This window comes from Kribbella endophytica (genome assembly GCF_054781295.1).
In genome coordinates, this window is the sequence record NZ_BAAGUR010000001.1 from 2,632,859 (window position 1) to 2,652,934 (window position 20,076).

Sequence of the window (20,076 nt, forward strand, 5' to 3'; positions counted from 1 at the left end):
TGGAGAGGTGAACGCTCAGCTTGGTGAGTTCCTGCGGTCCCGGCGCGGGCGGCTGGATCCAGATGATGTCGGGTTGGTGCAGCACGGGCGGCGGCGGGTTCCTGGGCTTCGGCGCGAGGAGGTCGCGCAGCTCGCGGGAGTGAGCGCGGACTACTACACGCGGCTGGAGCAGGGGCGTGGGCGGCAGGTTTCGGACGCCGTACTGGATGCGATCAGTCGGGCGTTGCGGCTGAATCCGACCGAGCATTCTTATCTGTACGATCTCGCGCGGCCGCAGCGGGACGAGCAGGTCGAGCGGCCGGTACTGCGGCCGACTGTGCAGCAGTTGCTGGAGAGTCTGCGGGATGTGCCGGCGATCGTTGTGGACTACCGGATGATGATCGTCGGTTCCAACGCGCTCGGTGCGGCGGCGTTCGGGATCACGGATGATCCGCGGACGCGGGATCGGGCACGGTTCTTCTGGCTCGATCCGGCGGCGCGGGAGTTCTTTGTCGACTGGGCCGGCGATGCCGAGACGATCACCGCCGAGCTGCGGTTGCAGACGGCTCGGCATCCGGGGGATCGGTGGTTGGCCGAGCTCGTGGGTGAGCTCAGTATTCACAGCGAGGAGTTCCGGACGTTGTGGGCCGATCACACCGTGCGGGAGAAGACGCAGGGGCGGAAGAAGCTGAATCATCCGCTGGTGGGGGAGCTGAATCTGGCGTACGAGCGGCTGGATGTCGCGCAGGACAGTGAGCTGTCGCTGATCACCTACCTGGCCGCGCCGGGGTCGCCGACGGCCGAGCGGCTCGCGCTGCTGGCGAGCTGGACGGCCGCGGCGGAGGTCCCGGGGATGGACCCGGGCGCTCGGCGAGCGTAGATCTGGGGCCGGTACTTGGTGACCGTGGGCGCGGGCCGGTGCGGCGGACAGAGCCGGCTGCGGAGCTGAGGCCGGTTCGGCAGGGTGCTCAACCGGGCGGCGGCATGCGCCGGCTGCGGAGCTGGGGCCGGCCCGGCAGGGTGCCCTACCGGGCGGCGGCATGCGCCGGCGGCGTCAGACCGTGCGGAGGACCGAGACCACCACGCCGAGGATGGTGGCGTTGTCGCCGTCGATGACCTCGTACGCCGGGTTGCGGGGCTCCAGGTAGACGTGGCCGTTGCGGCGGCGGTAGACCTTGACCGTCGCCTCCTCGTCGATCATCGCGGCGACGATCTGGCCGGAGTGGGCCTCGGACTGCTGGCGGACGACGACCATGTCGCCGTCGCAGATCGCGGCGTCGACCATCGACTCGCCGCGGACGCGCAGGGCGAAGACCGTGCCGCGGCCGGTCAGGTCGCGGGGGAGGCTGAGCTGCTCGTCGACGTGCTCGATTGCGGAGATCGGCGTACCGGCGGCGATGTCGCCGACGACCGGGACGGAGACCGAGTTGTCGGAAGCCGCGGCCGTGTTGTCGCTCTGGAGGAACAGGCGGACGTCGATCGGGCGCGACACCGACGTACCGCGCTGCAGGAAGCCTTTGTCCTCGAGGGCGGCCAGGTGCTTGCCGACCGAGGACGACGAGCGCAGTCCGACGGCGTCGCCGATCTGGCGGGTGCTCGGTGAGTAGCCGTGCCGATTGACCCAGTCGCGGATCACGACCAGGATCTGCTGCTGACGCTGCGGGAGCGATGCTGGGGCCAGGTGCTCGAACGGGTCGGCGTCATAAGTACTCACTCGCGGAAGCCTAGAGGGCCCCACCCCCAAAACCGTCGAGGGACTCGGGCGACCTCCCGCTGCTCGTACGGTGGGGTGATGTTGCCGATGGGGTTGTCGATGTTGTGGGAGCGGGACGAGCCGGAGCAGGCGTTGCGGGAGCGGTTCGGGTTCGAGGGGTTCGCGGCGGTGGGCGCGTGGGTGCCGGGTGTCCTGGCCGAGGTCTGGGGGATCGAGGTCGCCGGTACCGGGCGGATGGTGATCAGCGGGCCCAACGCCATCGTGTGGGTGGACACCGATCGGGGTCCGTTGGTGGTGAAGTGGTCGCGGGTGCCGGAGCTGTTTGGGCAGCTCGAGGCGTCGGCGCGGTTGTTGCGGGTGCTGGACGAGCGGGGTGTGCCCGTGGCGGCGCCGCTGCAGAGCAAGGACGGCCGCGTGCGTGTGGTGATCGACGGGCCGCTCGGCGAGCTCTCGGTGGCCGTGGTGCCGGAGATCACCGGGGACTGGCTCGACATCACCGACAAGGACGCCGTGCACGCGGCCGGAGTCGGCATGGCTGAGCTGCACAACGCATTGCGCGGGTACGAGGACGAGCTGCTGCCGATGACCAACCCGCGCGCGGCGACCGACTTGCCGCCGCTCGACGACGATCCGAAGCAGTTGGTGCACAACGACCTCCGGGCCGCGAACATCCTCACCCAGGGACCGAAGATCGTCGCGGTGCTCGACTTCGACGAGATCGCCTGGGGGCACCGGGTCGAGGACCTCGCGTACGCCTCGGTCTACCTCGCCACGCTCTTCACCGGCTGGGGCCCGACGCCTCCCGACGTACGCCGGACCCTTCGCGCCGGCTACGAGTCGGTGCGCCCGCTGAGCCCGGCCGAGGACGAGCGGTACGACGCCCTCGTCCGTTGGCACGAGCAACGCTGCGGTTTCTGAACCACCGTTCCAGCTCTTGACACACCGTTTTAGCGAGCGAAGGAACGTGGTCAGCTGCGAGGCGATCCGCCAACTGGACCCGGACCCGGCGCGGCGACCGCGTGCACCAGTGGTCGGCCGGCAGCTACCTCCCGGCCGGTCAGAGCGGGTGGATCGGGGTGACCTGCTGGGTGTGGATCAGCACGTCGTGCCACTGCGCCAGCGTGCCGCCGGTCATTTCGGAGGTCGGACCGAGGTGCGGGAAGCCGCGGGTGCGCAGCGGGGCGTTGAGCCAGGCGCGGGCCGCGGAACTCGCCGGGCGCTGGAGGTCGAGGGTGTAGTGCGCGTGACGGACTTGGCCGAGCGGGTGCTCGAACCAGGTCGTCAGCGGCGGCGGCATGTCGACCGGGCCGTGCATGGTGCCGTGGTCGAAGGTGAAGCCGATCGTGCGGTAGCGGTCGCCGTACTGACGACGCAGGTGGGAACCCGCGCTGGCGAAGGCGAATCCGGGGCCCGACGGGTTCGAGACCTCGAGGTCCGGCGCGTTCGCGGTGTGGGCGGCGGCCGCCCAGTAGACGACCTTCTCGCCGGTGAAGCGGACCCACCAGTCGAGGTTCTCGGCGGCGCGGGCGTCGCGGTAGGAGTAGTTGTCCTCCAGGCTGAACGCCTCGTAGAACGACGCGATCTGGCGGGCGTGGTGCAGCACTACGGCGTACGAGCGGCTGTGGTGGTGGAGGCTTTCCAGCAACGCGTGGACGGCCTGGGACTTCTGGATGTACGGCGCTTTGTCGGCGACCTCCTTCCAGTACCAGAAGACGTACTTGCCCATGTCGGTCAGGTGCGGGTAGATCGGCTCGAGCAGGGCGCGGACCTCGGCCAGTCGGTGCGGCGCCTGCTGGGCGACGTACGCGTCGATCGCGTCGTACGCGAGGTGCCTGGTGGAGAAGTACTCGACGCCGGCGAACCGGACCTTGTCGCTGTGCTTCGCGTTGTAGGTCCGCAGGTATTCGAAAACCGCGAAGACCTCCTCGGAGCGCCAGGCGTCGCTCATCTGGCCCATCAGCGCGCGGAGATCGCCGCGGCCGGTGAGGATGTACTCGTTCAGCAGCGTGCCGAGCGACCAGTCGTCCTCCCACGCGATCGCGCGGAAGCCCTGCTGCTCGATCAGGTGGCGCAGCGTGCGGTGCTTGAGGCGGGTGATCTCGGCGGTGTCGTGCGAGGCCTCGCCGAGCGCGACGATCCGGGCTCCGGCGAGCGGGCGTTTGAGGTGCCGCAGATCGTCGAGCGGCGCGTCGGGTCTGGTGGTGCGTAGCGGTGTGGCGTTGCGGGCGAGCCAGTCTTTGAGCGTGGGTTTCGTTGCGGCCGCTGGGATTGCCGGAGTGAGGGCGGCGGTGCCGAGGACGGTGAGGAAGGTTCGTCGATGCATGGTGGGCCTCCGGTCGTTGGCTCACCACGATCGCGGAGGCACACCCCTGCGGGCATCGGCCAGGAGGAGGCACCGGCCGTACGACGTACGGCGTACCGGTTACTGCACGCGCGGTACGGCGGGGGTCTTGTCCTGCCGGGCAACCCGAAGCTTCACCCGGCAGGACAAGTCGTCGCGGCCGACGAGCTGGAGCAGGTCGCGGCCGGTCTGTTCGGCGGCGGCGCGGACCTGGTCGAGGTCGGCGCCTGGTTCCAGTACGGGGTGCAGCTCGGCGACGAGTTGGCCGCGGTCGAGGAGGACGCGGCCGTCGGCCGAGCGGATGCCTGGGGTCTCGGCGAGCAGGTCGCCGGCGGCGGTGAGGGCGGCGTTGACGTCGGCGGTCAGACGGCCGGAAGCGTCGGAACCGGTCAGGCGGAGGCGGCCGTTGCCTCGGCGCGGGAGGTGACGGGCCAGCCAGGAGAGGCCGAGTACGACGAGCAGGAGACCGCCGAAACCTGTTGCCCAGGGCCACCAGTCGGCGGTGGTCGCGGTGGTGATCCAGGGCGAGCGGATGCGGTCGGGGGCGTCCGGGATCCAGTCCTGGCGCCAGGCGAGGGCGGCAGCGCCGGCTACGAGGAGGATGAGGCCGGCGACAAGCGCGGCGAGGCGGTCGAGGGCGATGATCGAGCGGCGCATGTCAGAGCTCCTCGGGGGTGATGTGGACGCGGATGCGTGGGGCCGGCTGGACGGACTGCAGGCGGGTGGCGACCGCGGTGCTGAGGGACTGGGTCAGCTGGACCGTGTCGGGGGTGACCGCGGTGGCGGTGACCTTGACCGTACGGCGGGAGGACTTGCTCGACGCGGTCGAGACCTCGCTCGTCGTACGGGCTGTGTCGGCGGCCAGGCGGGCCAGGTCGCCGGGGCGGATCCAGATGCCCGCGTCGCCGACGGCCAGGTGGGTCGGGCGGCGCGGGCTCAACGCGGTGGCGATCAGCCAGAGGCCGATCAGCGCCGCGGCGATTCCGGCGTACGTCATCCAGTCGGCCGGCTTCAGAACCTCGGCCTTCGTGGCGATCCAGTCGAGCCACGAGGACTCGTTGATCCAGCCGGCGGAGGCCGAAGCATGCTGGACGCCGGCGATGCCGAGGGCGATCACGGCCAGGCCGAGCAGGAGGCCGGCGGTCGCGGCGGCGGGAGCGGCGACCGGGCGCTTGGCTGATTGGTTGCTCACGGCAAGCTCCTGGGGAGTACGGCGGTGATCTCGACGTCCACCAGCTCGACGGTCAGGCCGGTGAGGTCGGCGACGATCGTGGCGACGTGGTCGCGGGTGGCGGCGGCGACCTCCGGGAGTGGGCGGCCCCAGAGGACCGCGAGCTGGAGGCTGAGGCGGACGCGGGTGCCGACCGTGTTCGACGTCGCCTTGGGCAGGCCGCGGCCGAACGTGGTACCGCGGTGGGTGACCTCGGCGATGTCCAGCGCGGCCCGTTCGGCGAGCTTCTCGATCGCTTTCGGGGTGATCTCCAGGCGCCCCCGCGCCCCTGGGGCCGGCAGGGTGGTGGTGTCAGCCACGGCCGCGGCGGGACAGGAGGTCGTCCAGGCCCTTGCTGCCGTCGGACAGGAACCGGCCGGCGACGAAGCCGACGGCTCCGAGGACGAGCGCGAGCAGGAAACCGGCGAACCCACCGGCGGCCGCCGCGATGGCGATCAGCAGTCCGGCGAACAGGCCGATGGTGGATGCGTTCACTGGTTCTCCTTGGTGGGGTGGACGACGTCCTCGACGGTGACCAGGACCGGCGTCCCGACGAGCGACTGGACCGTCGTACGGATCGCCTCGGCGGTGGCGCGGACCGGGTGGTCCCAGAAGATGCTGACGTGGACCTCGGTGTGGTCCGGGCGGATCCGGACGCCGGGGACGCGGCCGCCGGGCAGGTAGGTGGCGACCTCGCCGAAGACGCCGCCGTGCAGGTCGGCGACGCCCGGTACGGCGCGGGTCAGCTCGGCGATCCGCTCCGAGAGCTCCCCGCCGGTGGGGTCGGAGACGGGCGAGGTCGGGTCGGTCACTGGACCCGGCGTTCGGTGACCGGCTCGTCGGCGAGCTCGGTGTCGTCGTCCTCGCCCTCGAGGTGGATGTCGCTGACGGCGATGTTGACCTCGGTGACCTCCAGGCCGGTCATCCGCTCGACCGCGCTGATCACGTTACGGCGGATCGCCTCGGCCAGGTCGGCGATGCCGACGCCGTACTCGACGATGATCTGCAGGTCGATCGCGGCCTGCTTCTCGCCGACCTCGACCGAGACGCCCTGCGACAGGTTGGTCCGCGAGCCCGGGATCCGCTCGCGCAGCATGCCGACGGTGCGGGCCGCGGTGCCGCCGAGGTCGTGCACGCCGGTCACCTCGCGGGTCGCGATCCCGGCGATCTTGGAGACCACCTGGTCGGCGATCGTGGTCTTGCCGTGCTCGCTGGCCAGCGCCGAGGTGTCGACCGCCGGGCTCAGGTCACGCGACGGGACGGCCTTCGGGCCGGTGCTGGTGGTGCCGCTCGGGGTCTGGGTCATCGCACTGCCTCTCGGAAATGGTGCCGGTTCGAGGGGGTTCGGACCGGAAAGGTGTTCGGATCGTTCAGTGACTGAGTCGTGGCCGTGGGCACCGATGTCACGCCGTCGCACTACATTCACGGGTGTGAACAGGGTCACCGGCAGTGCGCGTGACGAACCGCGTGGTGACCTCGTCGTACCAACAGTGACCTCCGACGACTCGTTACGCCGCGCCGCCGCGCTGGGCGACACGGACGCGTTCGCGGAGATCCTGGACCGGCACGGTCCGGCGATGTTCCGGTACGCGCGCCGGTTGCTGAACGATCACGGAGACGCCGAGGAGGTGGTGCAGGATGCGTTCGTCGCCGCCTGGAAAGCGCTCCCCGACTTCCGTGGCGACTCGACGCTGCGGACCTGGTTGTTCACCATCACCGGGCGTAAAGCAGTTGATGTACTGCGCAAGAAGCGGCCGACCCCGATCGAGGACGAGCTGCTGGTCGACGTACCGGCGGCGAACGCCGATCCGGCCGAAGGCGCCGGACTGCTGCAGGCGCTGGACGCCGCGCTGGCCCAGCTGCCGTACCTGCAGCGAGCGGCCTGGCTGCTCCGGGAGGTCGAGCAGTTGAGCTACGCCGAGATCGCCACCGCTCTGAACACCACGCCGACGGTTGTCCGCGGCCAGCTCGCCCGGGGCCGGGTCGCGCTGCAGGACCGGCTGGAGGAGTGGCGATGATCGACGACATCCTGCAGCAGGCAGCAGCCGAGGCGCGCGCGTCCAGCGAGCCGGGCTGGATCGACATCTCGGCGTCCATCCAGCAGCGGCTCAAGTCGGTCACCCGACGCACCAGGCCGCTGCGGGCGGCTACAGAGACCGGCGCTCTGTTCTACGTCGCCGACCACGTTCTGATCAGCCAGCTGCGGCGGCGGATCGCCGCACTGCCCGGCTGCGAGCTGGACCGGGTGCGGCTGATCGGTGACGACGACACCTGCACCGGTGCGGTGGTCGACGTGGTTGTCACGACGTACGGGCAGGACTTGCAGGTGCTGGCCGATCAGGTGCGCTCGCTGGTCTACGAGGTGTTCACCGACCTGCTGGGGCCGGGGTTCGGTGACGACGGAGTGGACGTCACCATCACGGACCTGACGGTAAAGCCTTAGTCAGGCGGCTCCAGGTCGGTCAGCCAGGTCTTCAGCAGGGCCTCCAGCTGGCTGGTCTGCGCTGTACTCAGCCCGGCCAGCAGGCGCTGCTCGTTGGCCATGTGGGCGCTGAAGGCCTTGTCGATCAGCCGGCGGCCGGCTGGAGTCAGCCGTACGACGCGGCCGCGGCCGTCGGTGCTGCTGCGCATCCGGCGGACCAGTCCGGCCTGCTCGAGCCGGTCGACGCGCTTGCTGACCGCGCCGGTGGTGACCATCGTGTGCAGCGCGATCTCGCCGGGCGCCCGCTCGTACGGCGTACCGGCGCGGCGCAGGGCGGCCAGGACGTCGAACTCGCCCTCGGTCAGCCCGAACTTGCCGTAGACCACGACGAGCTCCTCGGTCAGGTGCGCCGCGATCCGGTGCAGCCGGCCGATCACGCCCTGCGGGCTGACGTCGAGGTCGGGGCGTTCGGTCTGCCAGGCGGCCTGGATCCGGTCGACGCGGTCTTCGCTCACCCGGTCAGCATATATCTTCCACGGAAGATATAGTGTCTTCCATGGAAGATAAATCGTGGCGCTGGCTGCTGGTGACGGCGATCGCGCCGATCGCGTGGGGGGCCAACTACTTCGTCACGCACGAGTACCTGCCGGCCGGCTATCCCCTGTACGGCGGGGTGATCCGCGCGCTGCCCGCCGGACTCCTGCTGCTGGCGCTGGCCAGGACCCTGCCGCGCGATGACTGGTGGTGGAAGTCGCTGGTGCTCGGTGTCTGCAACGTGGGCGCGTTCTTCGCGCTGATCTACGTCGCGTCGCAGCTGCTGCCGGTCAGCGTCGCCTCGACGATCATGTCGGCCACCCCGCTGACCATGGGCCTGTTCGCCTGGGTCCTGCTCGGCGCGCGGCCGTCGGGGAGGGCGCTGATCGGAGCGGTCGCCGGGATCAGCGGTGTCTGCCTGATGCTCGGCGGCGGGACCGGCGGCATCCGTCTGACCGGGGTGCTCGCATCGGTGGCCGCACTGACGCTGTCGTCCTGCGGCTTCGTGCTGGCCAAGAAGTGGGGCAGCGGCGGCAGCCTCCTGGCGACCACCGCCTGGCAGCTGGTCGCGGGTGGTCTGGTGCTGGTCCCGTTCGCGGTCCTCGTCGAGGGTGCGCCGCCGGCGCTCGACCTGCGGGCGCTCGGCGGTTTCACGTACGTCGTACTGGTGGCCACGGCAGGTGCGTACGTGGCCTGGTTCACCGGGCTGCGGCATCTGGACGCGGCCACGGTCGGGCTGGTCGGTCTGCTCAACCCGGTCACCGGGGTCCTGCTCGGTACGACGCTGGCGGGTGACCACCTGACGTTGGGTCAGCTGGCTGGTCTGGCACTGGTCCTGACAGGTGTTGCCCTGGGCCGACCGACTCGGCCGACCCGGAAGGAGCCTGTCGCGGTCAGCTCACCCTCTGCCGAGCAGTGCCGGGTGTGAGGGTCAGGTGCCGCTGCGGTGGCATTCGTCGGGTCGGGGTGAGCAGGCCGAGGCGCTCGGCGGCGGCACCGGCCTGGAAGCGGGTCTCGACACCCAGTACGGCGTACAGGTCCGAGATCCGGCGGGCAAGAGTTCGCGGGCCCAGCGACAGCCGTCGGGCGATCGTGGTGTCCGGGAAGCCTTGGGCCATCAGGCGCAGCAGCTGGCGCTGTTCCTCGCGCAGTTCGTTGTCGTAAGCGGTCTCCACGTTTCCCAGAGTCGCGGGCGCGAATAGACAGCCGATAGACGTCTGGTCGTCTATCCGGTGTGTAGGCCCGCGGAGCAGGCTGGCGCCGAGATCGAGCGACGGAGTGGAACAGATGACGACGCCCCACGAGCCAGCCGTTCTGCTGGTGCACGGAGCCTGGCACGGTGCCTGGTGCTGGGAGGAACTCCGCCCCGAGTTGCGGGTGCTCGGTGTGGACACGTTGGCGGTCGACCTGCCGAGTACGGGCGACGCCGAGCAGGGCCTGTACGCCGACGCCCGCGCGCTGCGGGCCACGGTCGACGCACTGGCCCGGCCGGTGGTCGTGCTCGCCCACAGCTACGGGGGATTCCCGGTCACCGAGGGACTGGCCGGTGCGTCGAACGTCGTACGGCTGATCTACGCCGCGGCTCCGCTGGCGGCGGAGGGGGAGCGGGCTGCAGGCGCCGCATTGGTGGAGGGCCGGTTGGTGATGCCGCCCGCGGACAGCGCCACGATGTACGGCGACCTGGCGCCGGACGAGGTCGTCCGCGCGGTGTCGCGGCTGCGCCCGCACAGTGCCCGGGCCTTCACCGACGTGCTGACGCATGCCGCCTGGCGGGACATCCCGTCCACCCTGGTCCTGGGGGACAGCGACCCGTGGATGTCCGAGGAGCTCGTCAGCCGGTCGATCGCGCGTGCCTCCGAGGTCCGGCGGGTCCCCGGAGGCACCTCGCTGTTCTACTCGGCTCCGGCCGAGCTGGCAGCGGTGGTGCACGACGTGGTGCGCCGGACCGAGCCGCGCCAGGCTGGCAAGGGATGTGTCGCCGGACTGGCGTGAACAAGACATCTACGCCGCGTTGACATGCTCCTGGAACGCTGGCGTGCTGCGCCGGGCCAGGGGGATGCCGCACGATTCGTGGGGTGTTGCACACTGGCAGTCGCGGGGATCGAGCGAGTGGGAGTGGAGGAAGGTGTCAGGGCACCTGAGGTTCGCCGTACTGGGTCCCGTCCGAGCGTGGCGGGGCGACCGCGAACTCAAGCTCGGGCCACCCCAGCAGCGAGCCGTCCTGGCCGTGCTGCTGCTCCGGGAGAACGCCCAGGTCTCGGTGTCGGAGATCATCGACGCGCTCTGGGCCGACGACATGCCCAGCTCGGCCGAGCACGTGATCCGCAGCTACATCTACCGGCTGCGCAAGGTGCTGGGCGCGGTCGAGACGGCTGATGTGGGTAGTCCGGCCGGTGTGGGTAGTTCGGTGATCGCGTCGGTCGGCCACGGGTACCTGCTGGCGACCGGGCCGGGGTCGCTGGACCTGGCCACCTTTCGCGAAGGGCTGAGCGCCGCGCAGGAGGCGAGCCGCTCCGGCGAGTACGCCAAGGCCGTGCTGCTGCTCGACGACGCACTCGGTCTCTGGCGCGGTTCGGCGCTGGCCGGCGTACCGGGGGAGTTCGCGGAGTCGCAGCGGATCCACCTGGACCAGCTGCGGCTGACGGCGCTGGAGGCGAAGGCGGTCGCGCAGGTCGAGGCAGGCGCGTACGGCGACGCCGAGGTGCTGCTCGACCAGCTGACGACCGAGCACCCGCTCAACGAGCGCTTCCGGGAGCTGCGGATGCTGGCGCTCTACCGGCACGGTCGTCAGTCCGACGCACTGAACGTGTACCGGCAGACGCAGGTGCTGCTGGCCGAGGAGCTGGGTGTCGATCCCGGTCCGGGGCTGCGGGCGCTGCACGAGCGCATCCTGCGGGGTGATCCGACGCTGGTGCCCAACCGCGCGGTGGTGGTCCCGGCGACGCCTGCGGCTGAGGATCCGGTGGTCGAGGTCGAGGGCGCCGTACGGCCGGTGCAGCTGCCGGCTGGTCTGCGTGGCTTCGTCGGCCGGCAGGGTGAGCTGCGGCGTGCGGAGAGCCTGCTGGTCTGCGAGGACTCCGACGAGATGCAGTCCGTGGTGGTTGTGACCGGGATGGCCGGCGTCGGCAAGACGGCGTTCGCGGTGCACTGGGCGCACCGGATCGCCGACCGGTTCCCGGACGGGCAGATCTACCTGAACCTGCGCGGCTTCGACCCGGCCCGGCCCACGCTGACCGTGCAAGAGGCGCTGATGGCCCTCTTCGACTCGCTCGGCGTCCGCGCCTCTCACCTGCCGGACGACGTGGACCGCCAGGCGGCGTACCTGCGCAGTCTGGTCGCGGGGAAGCGCCTGCTGATCCTGCTGGACAACGTCCGCGACGCCGAGCAGGTCCGCCCGCTGCTGCCCGGTGGCCGCACATGTCTGGTCATCGTGACCAGCCGCAACCAGCTACGCGGCCTCAGCGTGCACGATGGCGCCGGCATGATCGAGCTGGACGTGCTCTCGTCGCAGGACGCCCTGCACCTGCTCGACCGGCGCCTCGGTCCGGCCCACCTGCAGGACAGCACCGAGCTGGCCGAGATCGCCGAGCGCTGTGGCCGCCTGCCGCTGGCTATCGCAGTGGTCGCCGCCCGGGTGGCGACTGCTCCCCACTTCCCGCTGTCTGCCGCGCTGTCCGAGCTGCGTGATCAGCAGGGCGTGCTGGACGCGTTCATGGACGTCGACGCGGTCGTCGACGTCCGCTCGGTCTTTTCCTGGTCGCTGCAGGCGCTGTCGGAGCCCGCGGCCGAGCTGTTCCGGCTGATGGCTCTCCACCGCGCCATGTCCTGCGACGAGTCCGCTGCCGCGAGCCTGATCGGCCGTCCGCTTCCGCTGGTACGACGATTGCTCGGTGAGCTGCTCGCCGCGAACCTGATCTTCGCCGGCGAGCCCGGCCGGTACATGTACCACGACCTCGTCCGCCTGTACGCCGCCGAGCTGGCCGCCGGCCTGCCCGCCGACCAGCGCCGGGCCGCGATCCACCGGCTGCTCGACCACTACACGATCAGCGCCCAGAACGCGGACTTCACCATCAACCCGCACCGGCCGCAGGTCGACCCGATCGCGCCGCAGCCGGGCGTCGTCGTACTGGAGTGCACGAACTACGACCAGGCGTTCGGCTGGTTCGCGACCGAGCACGAGCCTCTGCTGTCGGCGATGAGCCTGGCGGTCGACGAAGGCTTCGACGAGCACGTGTGGCGGCTGGCCCGGGTGCTGGACACGTTCCTCTACCGGACCGGGCGCTGGCGGCAGTCGCTGGCGTCCGACGAGACCGGACTGGCTGCTGCCGACCGGCTCGGCGACCGGGTGCTGCAGGCGCGCTTCCACAACAGTCTGGGCCGCGGCCACGTCCGGCTGAAGCAGTACGACGAGGCGCACGCGCACTTGGTGCAGGCGATCTCCATGTACGAGGAGGAAGGCGAGACCGACCGGGCCGCCAACGGGTACGCCACGCTGGCCACGCTCGCGTCCGACCGCGGTGACGCCCACGAGGCGATCCGGCTGTACCGGCAGGCGCTGGAGCTGACCGAGGACCCGGTGATCCGGGCGATGGCGATCAACAACCTCGGCAACGCTTACTCGAACCTCGGCGACCACGGCCAGGCGCTGACGCTGTGCCTGGAGTCCCTGCGGCTGTGGGGCGAGGTCGGTGACCGGCACGGCGAGGCGAACACCTGGGACAGCGTCGGCCACGCGCACCACATGCTCGGCCACCACACCAAGGCGGCGCGGGCGTACCGGCACGCGATCGCGACGTTCGCGGAGCTGGGCGACCGGGTCAACCAGGCGACCACGCTGATCAACCTCGGCGACAGCCTGATCTTCGCCGACGACCCGGCGGGTGCGCGGGACGCCTGGACGCAGGCGCTCGAGCTGCTGGCCGGTCTGGATGATGCGGCCGCGGCGAAGGTCCGGGAGCGGCTGTCGGACCACTTGTCCTAGCGGACGCCGGGCTGTCGGACCACCTGTCCTAGCGGACGCCGGCTGTCGGACCGCTTGTCCTAGCGGATCCTCAGCGGCCCGGGTGCCGGCCAGAGGTTGCCGCCGACGGTCAGGTCGCCGAGCCGCGACCGCAGTACGTCGGCCGCCGGGTCGCCCAGGTCGTCGAGGATGCCCAGCGCCTCCAGCCAGGAGCGGTCCGCCTCGGCCCGGCGACCGGTGGCCAGCAGCAGGTCGCCGAGCTGCTCCAGCGCGATCGCCTGGAACGCGTGGTCGCCCATGGTGGCGCGGATGTCGACCGCTGCCCGGGCCGCGTCGATTGCCGACTCGTGCTCGCCGAGCCGGCCCCACGCGGTCGCGAGCAGGTGGAGGGCGCCGGCCTCGGCCCGGCGCTGCTCGACCTCGCGGAACAGCGCGCAGGCCTCGACTCCGACCGCCACCGCCTCGTCGTACTTGCCTAAGGCAAGCAATGTCAGCGCGACCTGGTACGCCGACTTGGCGGTGTTACCGGGCTGGCCGGTGGCCTTGTCGGCGACCTGTGCCGAGCTGCCGTAGGTCAGCGCCTCCGTGTGGCGGCCGGCGTCCAGGCAGACCGCCGAGAGGTTCCGCAACGTCGCGGCCTGGCCAGAGGGATCGCCTACCTGCTGGAAGAGCTGCAGGGCCTTCAGCTGCTCGGCGATGGCGTCCTCCTGTCGCCCGGCACCGCGGTGTGCACCGCCGATGCCGGAGTGGCCGTGTGCCTGGCCGATCAGGTCGCCGGCACGTTCTGCAGCACGCAGTCCGGCTTGCTGGATCTCCAGGATGTCCTGCCAGTTGTTGCCGCGGTGCGGGCCGGTCCAGGCGGCGTACGCGAACCTCCAGCCCAGGTCGTCGAAGTCCTGGTCGACGGCGAGCTTCGCCACGGCGACCAGGTTGCGCCCCTCGGTCTCGTGCCAGGCCAGCGCGGACCTGGCGTCCTCGATGAGCTCTGGCTCGCTGAGCCCAGCAGGGAAGGCGATTGCGGGCTCACCGGCCTGCAGCCAAGGCCTGGCGGCGACGGCGGTCTGCAGGTAGTTGTCGACCAGCCGGTGGAGTGCGGCCGACCGCAGCTCGGGTGGGTCGAGCTGTTCGGCCAGCTCAGCGGCGTACGTGCGCATCAGGTCGTGCAGCTCGTACCGGCCGGGTCTGCGGTTCATCAGCTGACTGGTGTCGACCAGCTGGTCGAGCAGGCGAATGGTCTGGCCGTGGGAGAGATCAGCCAGCGCAGCAGCTGCCGGTACGCCGATGTCCGCGCCAGGGAAGGTGGCGACCAGCCGGAGCAGCCCGGCCGCGTCGGGTGTGAGCGCGTGGTACGACCAGGAGAAGACGCTGCGGATGTCGGTGCTCGGGTCGTCGCCGCTGCCGAGGAAGTCGAGCTGGTCGCGTTCGCCGGAGAGTTCGGCGACCAGGTCGTCGAGCCGGGCGTCGGGAGACCTGGTCGCTCGCTCTGCTGCGATCACCAGTGCCAGCGGGAGCCCGTTGCACCGGCGTACGAGGTCGTCGATGGCAGTGGGAGCCAGGCGGGCTCGGTCGCCGATGATGCGGGTCAGGAGCTCGGCTGCCTCGGCGGTCGGCAGCTGGTCGAGTGTGAGGCGGTGGGCACCTTCGCGGACGACCAGGCCGCGCAGCTGGGTCCGGCTGGTGATGAGGACGAGGCTGCCGGAGCCTGGGAGCAGCGGGCGGATCTGGCTGGCGTCTGCTGCGTTGTCGAGCAGCAGGAGCATGCGCTTGCCGGCCAGGACGGTCCGGAGCAGTGCCGAGCGACCGTCGAGGTCCGTGGGGATCTGCTGGTCGGTGATGCCGAGCGAGCGCAGTACGGTCTCGATCGCCATCGACGACTCGAGCGGGCGGCCCGGTCCGTGGCCGCGCAGGTTCAGGTAGAGCTGACCGTCCGGGAACTGGTGCTTGACGCTGTGCGCCCAGTGCACGGCCAGCGCGGTCTTGCCGACGCCGCCCGGACCGTCCAGCGCCACGATGACGACCGGAGGCTCGACGGCGTCCGGGATCAGCCTGTCGAGTACGGCGAGGTCCGCGGTGCGCCCGGTGAAGCGGGTGATGTCGGTGGGGAGCTGACGCGGTCGGTGGTGCTCGCGGCGGCGCTGGACGGTTCTGGGCTCGCCGCTGTTCAGCACTTCGTCGTACAGGGCTCGTAGCTCCGGACCGGGATCGACACCGAGCTCGTCGGCCAGGTAGGTCCGGATGCGGTGGTAGACGTGCAGAGCCTCAGCCTGGTGACCGGACCGGAACTGCGCCTGCATCAGCAGTACGGCGAGACGCTCGCGGGCCGGGTACCGGCGGGCCAGCGAGGTCAGCTGCGGCACGATCTCGGCGTGCTGTGCCAGCTCGAGCTGGTCGGTGGCCAGCAGCTCGATCGCTCGGAGCCGCTCCTCGGTCAGTGCCGGCGCGTTGTCGCGGACCAGCGCTGATGGCGGCAGACCGCTGAGCGGCTCACCACGCCACTGCGTCAGGGCTTTGCGGAACAGTACGACCCGAGCGGTCGGGTCCTGCTCCTCCAGAGCGTCCTCCACGGTCGCCCGGAACTGCAGGAGGTCCAGCTGCGCCGGGTCGATGGTGATCCGGTAGCCGTGCGGCTCGGTGGTGATCTGGTCGCGGCAGGTGGCGAGCGCGGTGCGCAGGCGGGAGACCGTCGTCTGCAGCGCGGCCTCCGGGTTGGCCGGCAGGTCGGACTCCCAGAGGGCGTCGACCAGCTCGTTGCGGGACACCGTGCTGTTCGCGCGCAGCAGGAGCGCGGCCAGCACGAGCCGTCCGCGGCCGGGCGGCACGACGTTGCGCTCCGCCACGACCGCCTCGACCGGCCCGAGCAGGTGAAACCTCATCGCCTCACCATCCCCCAGATCGCTCGTGCTGACGAGGACACAGATGCCGGGCGAGGGGCCGGAGGTTGGCTGCGGCCCCGAGTTCGGCGGATAAGGTGGCTCGGTGAGTCGGCGGACAGATGGTGGAGCACCCAGGCGGGCCTCTGAGGGGCATGACCGGGCGGAGCTGTCGCCGCGGGACAAGTGGATCACGATCTTCGGCCGCAAGCCGGTGCTCGAGGCCCTGAACGACCCCGCGCTGACGGTCGCCAAGGTGGTGATCGCCGACAACGCCGGTGGCGAGTCGCTGGACGAGATCCTGGCCACCGCCCGCAGAGTCGGTACGCCGGTCGAACGGGCCACCGCGACCCGCGTGAAGTGGTTGGCCGGGAACGGCAAGCAGGACCAGGGCGTGGTCGCCGACGTCGACGCGCCCCGGATGACCCCGCTGCAGAACTTCCTGCGCAACCGGGGCCGGAAGCCCACCCAGGTCTTCTTGCTGGACGGCGTGACGAACCCGGGCAACGTCGGGATGATCCTGCGGACCGCCACCGGTGCGGGCTTCGACGGTGTCGTTCTGCCCCGCGCCGGGACGCCGCACGTCGGGCCGCTGGTGATCAAGGCCTCGGCCGGGATCGCGTTCCAGGCGCCGATCGTGAACGCGCCGACCGCCGCTGGTGCGGTGGACGCCTTCCGCGAGGCCGGGTACGAGATCTACGGGCTGTCGGCCCGGTCGCAGCGGTCGCTGTTCCGGACCGAGCTGGCGCCGCGGGCGGTGTTCGTGCTCGGTGGGGAGACGCACGGGATCTCCGTTCGCACCGACACCGACCTGCGGATCCCGCTGCACAACGGCGTCGAGTCGCTGAATGTGGCGGTCGCGGCAGCTGTGGTGGCCTTCGAGGTGGCCAACCGCCGCTGAGCGACGTAGCGTGTGGGTCAGATCACAGGCATGCGGTGCGGACCACGTGGGCACTTCCGTGGAGCACCAGTCACGACGGTGAACTTCAGACGCCGGCGCGAGTGCGGCCAGAGGGGCGGGCCGGGTCTCGTCCGGCGTCTTTCCCGTCCCGGGCGACCTGGTGCAGGTGCGGGCAGCACGCGCCACCGCAGAACCGGTAGTGCTTGGGGCTGCACCACGGCTTGCACTCGGGTTGCTGGTCACCTCTGGTCATCACCCCACTGTTACCCCCTCCGCACCCGTCCGTCCCCCAGGCGCGCCGAGGCAAGCGCTAGCCCGTCCCCACCACCAAGTACCAGCCCCCGAGGCGCTGACCTGCTACGACTCGGCCCCCGCGCCCACCCCAAGTACCAGCCCCCGAGGCGCTGACCTGCCACGACTCGGCCCCCGCGTCCAACCTCAAGTACCAGCCGCCGTGGCCTTCGCGGACTAGCTCTGGAGCTCGCGCAGTACGTCGTGCAGGACCTTCGCGAACGGCTCCGGCTGGTCGGCGAAGCCGGTGTGGTCGCCGGGGAACACCGTCGGTTCGACCCCGAGCTCCGCGCCGAGCCGGTGGCACGTGCGGTCGCACAGCTGCCCACCGGACTCCTCACCGAGCCCAATAAGCACCTTCAGCGAGCGCAGGGCAGCCAGATCAGGCATCCAGTGCGTGCTCGGCCGCAGCTCATGCTCGAACCAGAACCGCTCGTCGGCCACCGACTGCGCGTCGCGCTCGCCGCCGAACATCATCTCCAGCGCTTCGTCCGGCACGTGCAGGTTCGCCTGGTCCATGAACATCCGCCACGCGCCGAGCACGTCCCCGGCCAGGTAGGTCTCGCACATCGCGTCCGTCTCGGCGTGCACGCGCTCGGCGTCGTCCAGCAGCCCGACGATCGGCGGCTCGTGCGCGATCACCGCGGTGAGCTGCTCCGGGTGCGCCTCGGCCAGCGCGAGTACGGACACGGCACCGCCGCTGGAGCCGAAGGCGATCGCCGGTCCGGCGTCGACGTACGCGATCAGCCGGGACAGGTCGTCGGCGCGCTGCTGCGGCGTGGAGTCCTGGTCGCGACCCTCGACCGGGCTGCGGTTGATCGCCCGCGGGTCGGTGGTGAGCACGGTGTAGTCGGTGGCCAGCAGGTCGGCCAGCGGGGCGAAGGACCGGGCGTCCATCGGTGCGCCCGCCAGGACGACGAGCGGGCCGGTGCCGCGCAGTTCGTAGTACAGGCTGGCACCGGGGACGGCGAGAGTGTTCATCGGATTCTCCTTGGTCGTGTGGTGCCTTCGACCTTGCCGGAGGAGGGCGGTGGGACTCCAACACCTGTTCCTGGCCGATTAACACTCCAGGTGTGTTAACTGGTGGCGTGCCCGACGACCTGGAGATCCGACTGCTGCGCTATTTCGTCACGGTCGCCGAGGAGCTGCACTTCAGCCGGGCCGCCGAGAAGCTGTACGTCGCACAGCAGGCACTCAGTCGGGACATCCAGCGGCTGGAGGAGCGGGCCGGCGTACGGCTGCTGGACCGGACCACTCGGCGGGTGACGCTGACGCCCGCTGGGCGGACTCTGCTCGACCGGGCTCGGCAGCTGATCGCTTTGCACGATACGACCGTGCTGGAGCTGCGTGGAGAGGCCCGCTCGCTGACTGTGGATGTCGTCGGGCCTGGGCTGACCCCGTCGCTGGTGCTGGCGGAGGCACGGCGGATCGCTCCGGAGGTGGAGTTCTTCGCTCGCTTCCACACCGGCGGGGAGTCTGCTGCGCCGCACCTGCTGGCTGAGCGGCTCGACGTGACGTTCGGCCGACTCACTGGCTCGTACGGCGAGCTGGAGCGTCGCGACGTACGCCGGGAGCCGCTGACCGTGCTGCTGCCGATCGGGCACCCGCTGGCCGAGCTGGACGCCGTACCTGTGGCTGAGCTGGGACCGGCGGGGGTGTGCTTCCGGGCTGGTGACCACGTGACGGCTGGGTGGGAGCACGCCGTACTGCAGCTGCTGTCGCCGCTGGGGATCGAGGCGGGTGGGGCGCACCCGCATGTGCTGGGGGCTGATGAGGTTGCGCAGCACCTGCGGGACCGGAGTGCGCCGATCCTGGGGCTGACGTCGCAGCCGCGGGTGCCTGGGTCGGTGGTGCGGCCAGTGGTCGAGCCGGTGGCGCTGTACCCGTGGGGGATGTACTGGCGGCGGGAGGCTTCGCACCCCGGGCTGGTGGCGCTGCATGCTGCGGTGGATCGGCTGGCCGCTGCTGAGGGCTGGCTGGACCAGCCGGAGGGGGCGTGGCTGCCACGGCCTGAGTCGGGTGAGTGAGCTGGACGCTCCGGGCGAGTCCGGACCCCGCTTGGCGGAGGTGCGGGTGGAGATCGTCGGTCTGTTGGTGTCGCCGGTGCATGCTTTTGAAGGGCGGCCGCAGGACGGGCCTCGGGTTGATCCGCTCGATGGCGTGGTCGATCGGGTGATCGTGCGTGCGGGACTGGGGCTGGTGGGGGATCGGTACTTCAACCAGGCGGTGCACCGGAAGGCCGCGGTGACGTTCTTCGCGGTCGAGTCCTTGGAGACGCTTGCCGACGAGCTGGGGATTGCAGTGCCTGACCCGCATCTCCTGCGGCGGAACGTCGTGCTGCGGGGATTCCCGGTGGACGAGTTGGCGGCTCAGCGGCGGGCGGACGGGAGCCGGGTGGAGGGGCGGGTGTTCTCGCTCGACTCCGGGTCGGGACCCGTGCGTTTCCAGGCGTATCGGCCGGCGAATCCGTGTGCGTGGATGGATGTCGCGGTCGCGCCGGGCGCGTTCACGGGGTTGCGTGGGCACGGTGGGGTGCGGTGCGAGCCGTTGGACGACGGGGAGCTGGTGCTCGGACCGGCCGTGCTGAGGCTCTGATTTCGGCGGGTTTTCGGTGGGTGGGGCTAACTTGCTGGAATGGTGAGGCGTTGGGTGGGCGCGATGCTGCTGGCCTGCGTGCTGGTCGGCTGCTCGGACGCTCCCGAGGAGCTGGCTGTGTCGCCTGGCCCAACGACTCCTGCTCCGACGAGTCCTGATCCCACGAGCCCGAGTCCGACGAGTCCCAGCCTGACGCCTTCACCGACGCCGACGGTACGGCGTACAGCCCAATCGGTCTTGCGCATGCCGGCGCTAGGAA

22 protein-coding genes are annotated in these 20,076 nt (G+C 70.8%); 10 read left to right on the forward strand and 12 right to left on the reverse strand.

All coding sequences use genetic code 11. The annotated features are described in order from the left end of the window. Positions 1–7: 7 nt before the first annotated feature. On the forward strand, positions 8–859 hold the full coding sequence (locus ACYVIO_RS12555) for a helix-turn-helix domain-containing protein (RefSeq protein WP_460650879.1): 852 nt from the start codon (positions 8–10) through the stop codon (positions 857–859). A 174-nt stretch (positions 860–1,033) separates the two neighbouring features. Here the strand turns inward: ACYVIO_RS12555 and lexA are convergent, their stop codons facing one another. Beyond that, positions 1,034–1,693, reverse strand: coding sequence for a transcriptional repressor LexA (lexA, locus tag ACYVIO_RS12560; RefSeq protein ID WP_460650880.1), 660 nt, complete (start codon positions 1,691–1,693; stop codon positions 1,034–1,036). A gap of 78 nt (positions 1,694–1,771) precedes the next feature. Here lexA and ACYVIO_RS12565 point away from each other — a divergent pair, with 78 nt between their 5' ends. Beyond that, positions 1,772–2,611: a phosphotransferase gene (locus ACYVIO_RS12565; protein ID WP_460650881.1), complete on the forward strand. Its 840-nt coding sequence runs from the start codon at positions 1,772–1,774 to the stop codon at positions 2,609–2,611. A 139-nt stretch (positions 2,612–2,750) separates the two neighbouring features. Here ACYVIO_RS12565 and ACYVIO_RS12570 read toward each other — a convergent pair whose 3' ends face one another. From ACYVIO_RS12570 to ACYVIO_RS12600, 7 genes are all read right to left on the reverse strand, one after another. After that, on the reverse strand, positions 2,751–4,016 hold the full coding sequence (locus tag ACYVIO_RS12570) for an erythromycin esterase family protein (RefSeq protein WP_460650882.1): 1,266 nt from the start codon (positions 4,014–4,016) through the stop codon (positions 2,751–2,753). Positions 4,017–4,115: 99 nt separating this feature from the next. Beyond that, a complete protein-coding gene (locus tag ACYVIO_RS12575) occupies positions 4,116–4,691 on the reverse strand; it encodes a hypothetical protein (protein ID WP_460650883.1) in 576 nt (191 codons plus the stop codon). 1 nt (position 4,692) lies between these two features. Next, positions 4,693–5,226: a DUF6286 domain-containing protein gene (locus tag ACYVIO_RS12580; protein WP_460650884.1), complete on the reverse strand. Its 534-nt coding sequence runs from the start codon at positions 5,224–5,226 to the stop codon at positions 4,693–4,695. Beyond that, positions 5,223–5,564: an Asp23/Gls24 family envelope stress response protein gene (locus tag ACYVIO_RS12585; RefSeq protein ID WP_460650885.1), complete on the reverse strand. Its 342-nt coding sequence runs from the start codon at positions 5,562–5,564 to the stop codon at positions 5,223–5,225. Before ACYVIO_RS12585 ends, ACYVIO_RS12580 begins: the two co-directional genes overlap by 4 nt. After that, a complete protein-coding gene (locus ACYVIO_RS12590) occupies positions 5,557–5,739 on the reverse strand; it encodes a hypothetical protein (protein WP_460650886.1) in 183 nt (60 codons plus the stop codon). The genes ACYVIO_RS12585 and ACYVIO_RS12590 overlap by 8 nt, the downstream gene beginning before the upstream one ends. Continuing rightward, positions 5,736–6,056 (reverse strand): hypothetical protein, encoded by a 321-nt coding sequence (locus ACYVIO_RS12595; RefSeq protein WP_460650887.1) that lies wholly within the window; start codon positions 6,054–6,056, stop codon positions 5,736–5,738. Before ACYVIO_RS12595 ends, ACYVIO_RS12590 begins: the two co-directional genes overlap by 4 nt. Beyond that, positions 6,053–6,550 (reverse strand): Asp23/Gls24 family envelope stress response protein, encoded by a 498-nt coding sequence (locus ACYVIO_RS12600; RefSeq protein ID WP_460650888.1) that lies wholly within the window; start codon positions 6,548–6,550, stop codon positions 6,053–6,055. The genes ACYVIO_RS12595 and ACYVIO_RS12600 overlap by 4 nt, the downstream gene beginning before the upstream one ends. A 124-nt stretch (positions 6,551–6,674) precedes the next feature. Here ACYVIO_RS12600 and ACYVIO_RS12605 point away from each other — a divergent pair, with 124 nt between their 5' ends. Both ACYVIO_RS12605 and ACYVIO_RS12610 read left to right on the forward strand, forming a co-directional pair. Continuing rightward, on the forward strand, positions 6,675–7,262 hold the full coding sequence (locus tag ACYVIO_RS12605) for an RNA polymerase sigma factor (RefSeq protein WP_460650889.1): 588 nt from the start codon (positions 6,675–6,677) through the stop codon (positions 7,260–7,262). Then, the gene (locus ACYVIO_RS12610) at positions 7,259–7,687 is read left to right on the forward strand and encodes a hypothetical protein (protein ID WP_460650890.1); all 429 of its coding nucleotides are present in this window, start codon (positions 7,259–7,261) and stop codon (positions 7,685–7,687) included. Before ACYVIO_RS12605 ends, ACYVIO_RS12610 begins: the two co-directional genes overlap by 4 nt. Here ACYVIO_RS12610 and ACYVIO_RS12615 read toward each other — a convergent pair. After that, complete coding sequence (locus ACYVIO_RS12615) at positions 7,684–8,181, reverse strand: MarR family winged helix-turn-helix transcriptional regulator (RefSeq protein WP_460650891.1); 498 nt, start codon at positions 8,179–8,181, stop codon at positions 7,684–7,686. The genes ACYVIO_RS12610 and ACYVIO_RS12615 overlap by 4 nt on opposite strands. 41 nt (positions 8,182–8,222) lie before the next feature. Between ACYVIO_RS12615 and ACYVIO_RS12620 the strand changes: the two genes are divergently transcribed. Beyond that, positions 8,223–9,128, forward strand: a complete 906-nt coding sequence (locus ACYVIO_RS12620; protein WP_460650892.1) for a DMT family transporter — start codon at positions 8,223–8,225, stop codon at positions 9,126–9,128. Here ACYVIO_RS12620 and ACYVIO_RS12625 read toward each other — a convergent pair. Further along, entirely contained in the window at positions 9,094–9,375 is a 282-nt protein-coding gene (locus tag ACYVIO_RS12625) for a hypothetical protein (protein WP_460650893.1), read from the reverse strand. The genes ACYVIO_RS12620 and ACYVIO_RS12625 overlap by 35 nt on opposite strands. Before the next feature lie 112 nt (positions 9,376–9,487). Here ACYVIO_RS12625 and ACYVIO_RS12630 point away from each other — a divergent pair, with 112 nt between their 5' ends. Together ACYVIO_RS12630 and ACYVIO_RS12635 are read left to right on the forward strand one after the other, a co-directional pair. Continuing rightward, positions 9,488–10,192, forward strand: a complete 705-nt coding sequence (locus tag ACYVIO_RS12630) for an alpha/beta hydrolase (RefSeq protein ID WP_460650894.1) — start codon at positions 9,488–9,490, stop codon at positions 10,190–10,192. 133 nt (positions 10,193–10,325) lie between these two features. Continuing rightward, positions 10,326–13,181 carry an AfsR/SARP family transcriptional regulator gene (locus ACYVIO_RS12635; protein WP_460650895.1) on the forward strand — a complete coding sequence of 952 codons (2,856 nt, stop codon included), beginning with the start codon at positions 10,326–10,328 and terminating at the stop codon, positions 13,179–13,181. 59 nt (positions 13,182–13,240) lie between these two features. On the opposite strand, the gene ACYVIO_RS12640 is transcribed toward ACYVIO_RS12635, so the two are convergent. Then, positions 13,241–16,033 carry an AfsR/SARP family transcriptional regulator gene (locus ACYVIO_RS12640; RefSeq protein WP_460650896.1) on the reverse strand — a complete coding sequence of 931 codons (2,793 nt, stop codon included), beginning with the start codon at positions 16,031–16,033 and terminating at the stop codon, positions 13,241–13,243. A gap of 103 nt (positions 16,034–16,136) precedes the next feature. On the opposite strand from ACYVIO_RS12640, the gene ACYVIO_RS12645 reads away from it, so the two are divergent. Beyond that, a complete protein-coding gene (locus ACYVIO_RS12645) occupies positions 16,137–16,931 on the forward strand; it encodes a TrmH family RNA methyltransferase (RefSeq protein WP_460650897.1) in 795 nt (264 codons plus the stop codon). A gap of 468 nt (positions 16,932–17,399) precedes the next feature. Here ACYVIO_RS12645 and ACYVIO_RS12650 read toward each other — a convergent pair whose 3' ends face one another. After that, on the reverse strand, positions 17,400–18,203 hold the full coding sequence (locus tag ACYVIO_RS12650; protein ID WP_460650898.1) for an alpha/beta fold hydrolase: 804 nt from the start codon (positions 18,201–18,203) through the stop codon (positions 17,400–17,402). Positions 18,204–18,310: 107 nt separating this feature from the next. Between ACYVIO_RS12650 and ACYVIO_RS12655 the strand changes: the two genes are divergently transcribed. Both ACYVIO_RS12655 and ACYVIO_RS12660 read left to right on the forward strand, forming a co-directional pair. Beyond that, positions 18,311–19,249, forward strand: coding sequence for a LysR family transcriptional regulator (locus ACYVIO_RS12655; RefSeq protein ID WP_460650899.1), 939 nt, complete (start codon positions 18,311–18,313; stop codon positions 19,247–19,249). Then, on the forward strand, positions 19,242–19,817 hold the full coding sequence (locus ACYVIO_RS12660; protein ID WP_460650900.1) for a molybdenum cofactor biosysynthesis protein: 576 nt from the start codon (positions 19,242–19,244) through the stop codon (positions 19,815–19,817). Before ACYVIO_RS12655 ends, ACYVIO_RS12660 begins: the two co-directional genes overlap by 8 nt. The last annotated feature ends 259 nt before the right edge of the window (positions 19,818–20,076 follow it).

Coding starts and splice junctions, on each gene's coding strand:
- ACYVIO_RS12565 (WP_460650881.1), top strand. CDS start 1,772: ATGTTGCCGATGGGGTTGTCGATGTTGTGGGAGCGGGACGAGCCGGAG.
- ACYVIO_RS12570 (WP_460650882.1), bottom strand. CDS start 4,016: ATGCATCGACGAACCTTCCTCACCGTCCTCGGCACCGCCGCCCTCACT.
- ACYVIO_RS12575 (WP_460650883.1), bottom strand. CDS start 4,691: ATGCGCCGCTCGATCATCGCCCTCGACCGCCTCGCCGCGCTTGTCGCC.
- ACYVIO_RS12600 (WP_460650888.1), bottom strand. CDS start 6,550: ATGACCCAGACCCCGAGCGGCACCACCAGCACCGGCCCGAAGGCCGTC.
- ACYVIO_RS12610 (WP_460650890.1), top strand. CDS start 7,259: ATGATCGACGACATCCTGCAGCAGGCAGCAGCCGAGGCGCGCGCGTCC.
- ACYVIO_RS12620 (WP_460650892.1), top strand. CDS start 8,223: ATGGAAGATAAATCGTGGCGCTGGCTGCTGGTGACGGCGATCGCGCCG.
- ACYVIO_RS12630 (WP_460650894.1), top strand. CDS start 9,488: ATGACGACGCCCCACGAGCCAGCCGTTCTGCTGGTGCACGGAGCCTGG.
- ACYVIO_RS12640 (WP_460650896.1), bottom strand. CDS start 16,033: ATGAGGTTTCACCTGCTCGGGCCGGTCGAGGCGGTCGTGGCGGAGCGC.
- ACYVIO_RS12650 (WP_460650898.1), bottom strand. CDS start 18,203: ATGAACACTCTCGCCGTCCCCGGTGCCAGCCTGTACTACGAACTGCGC.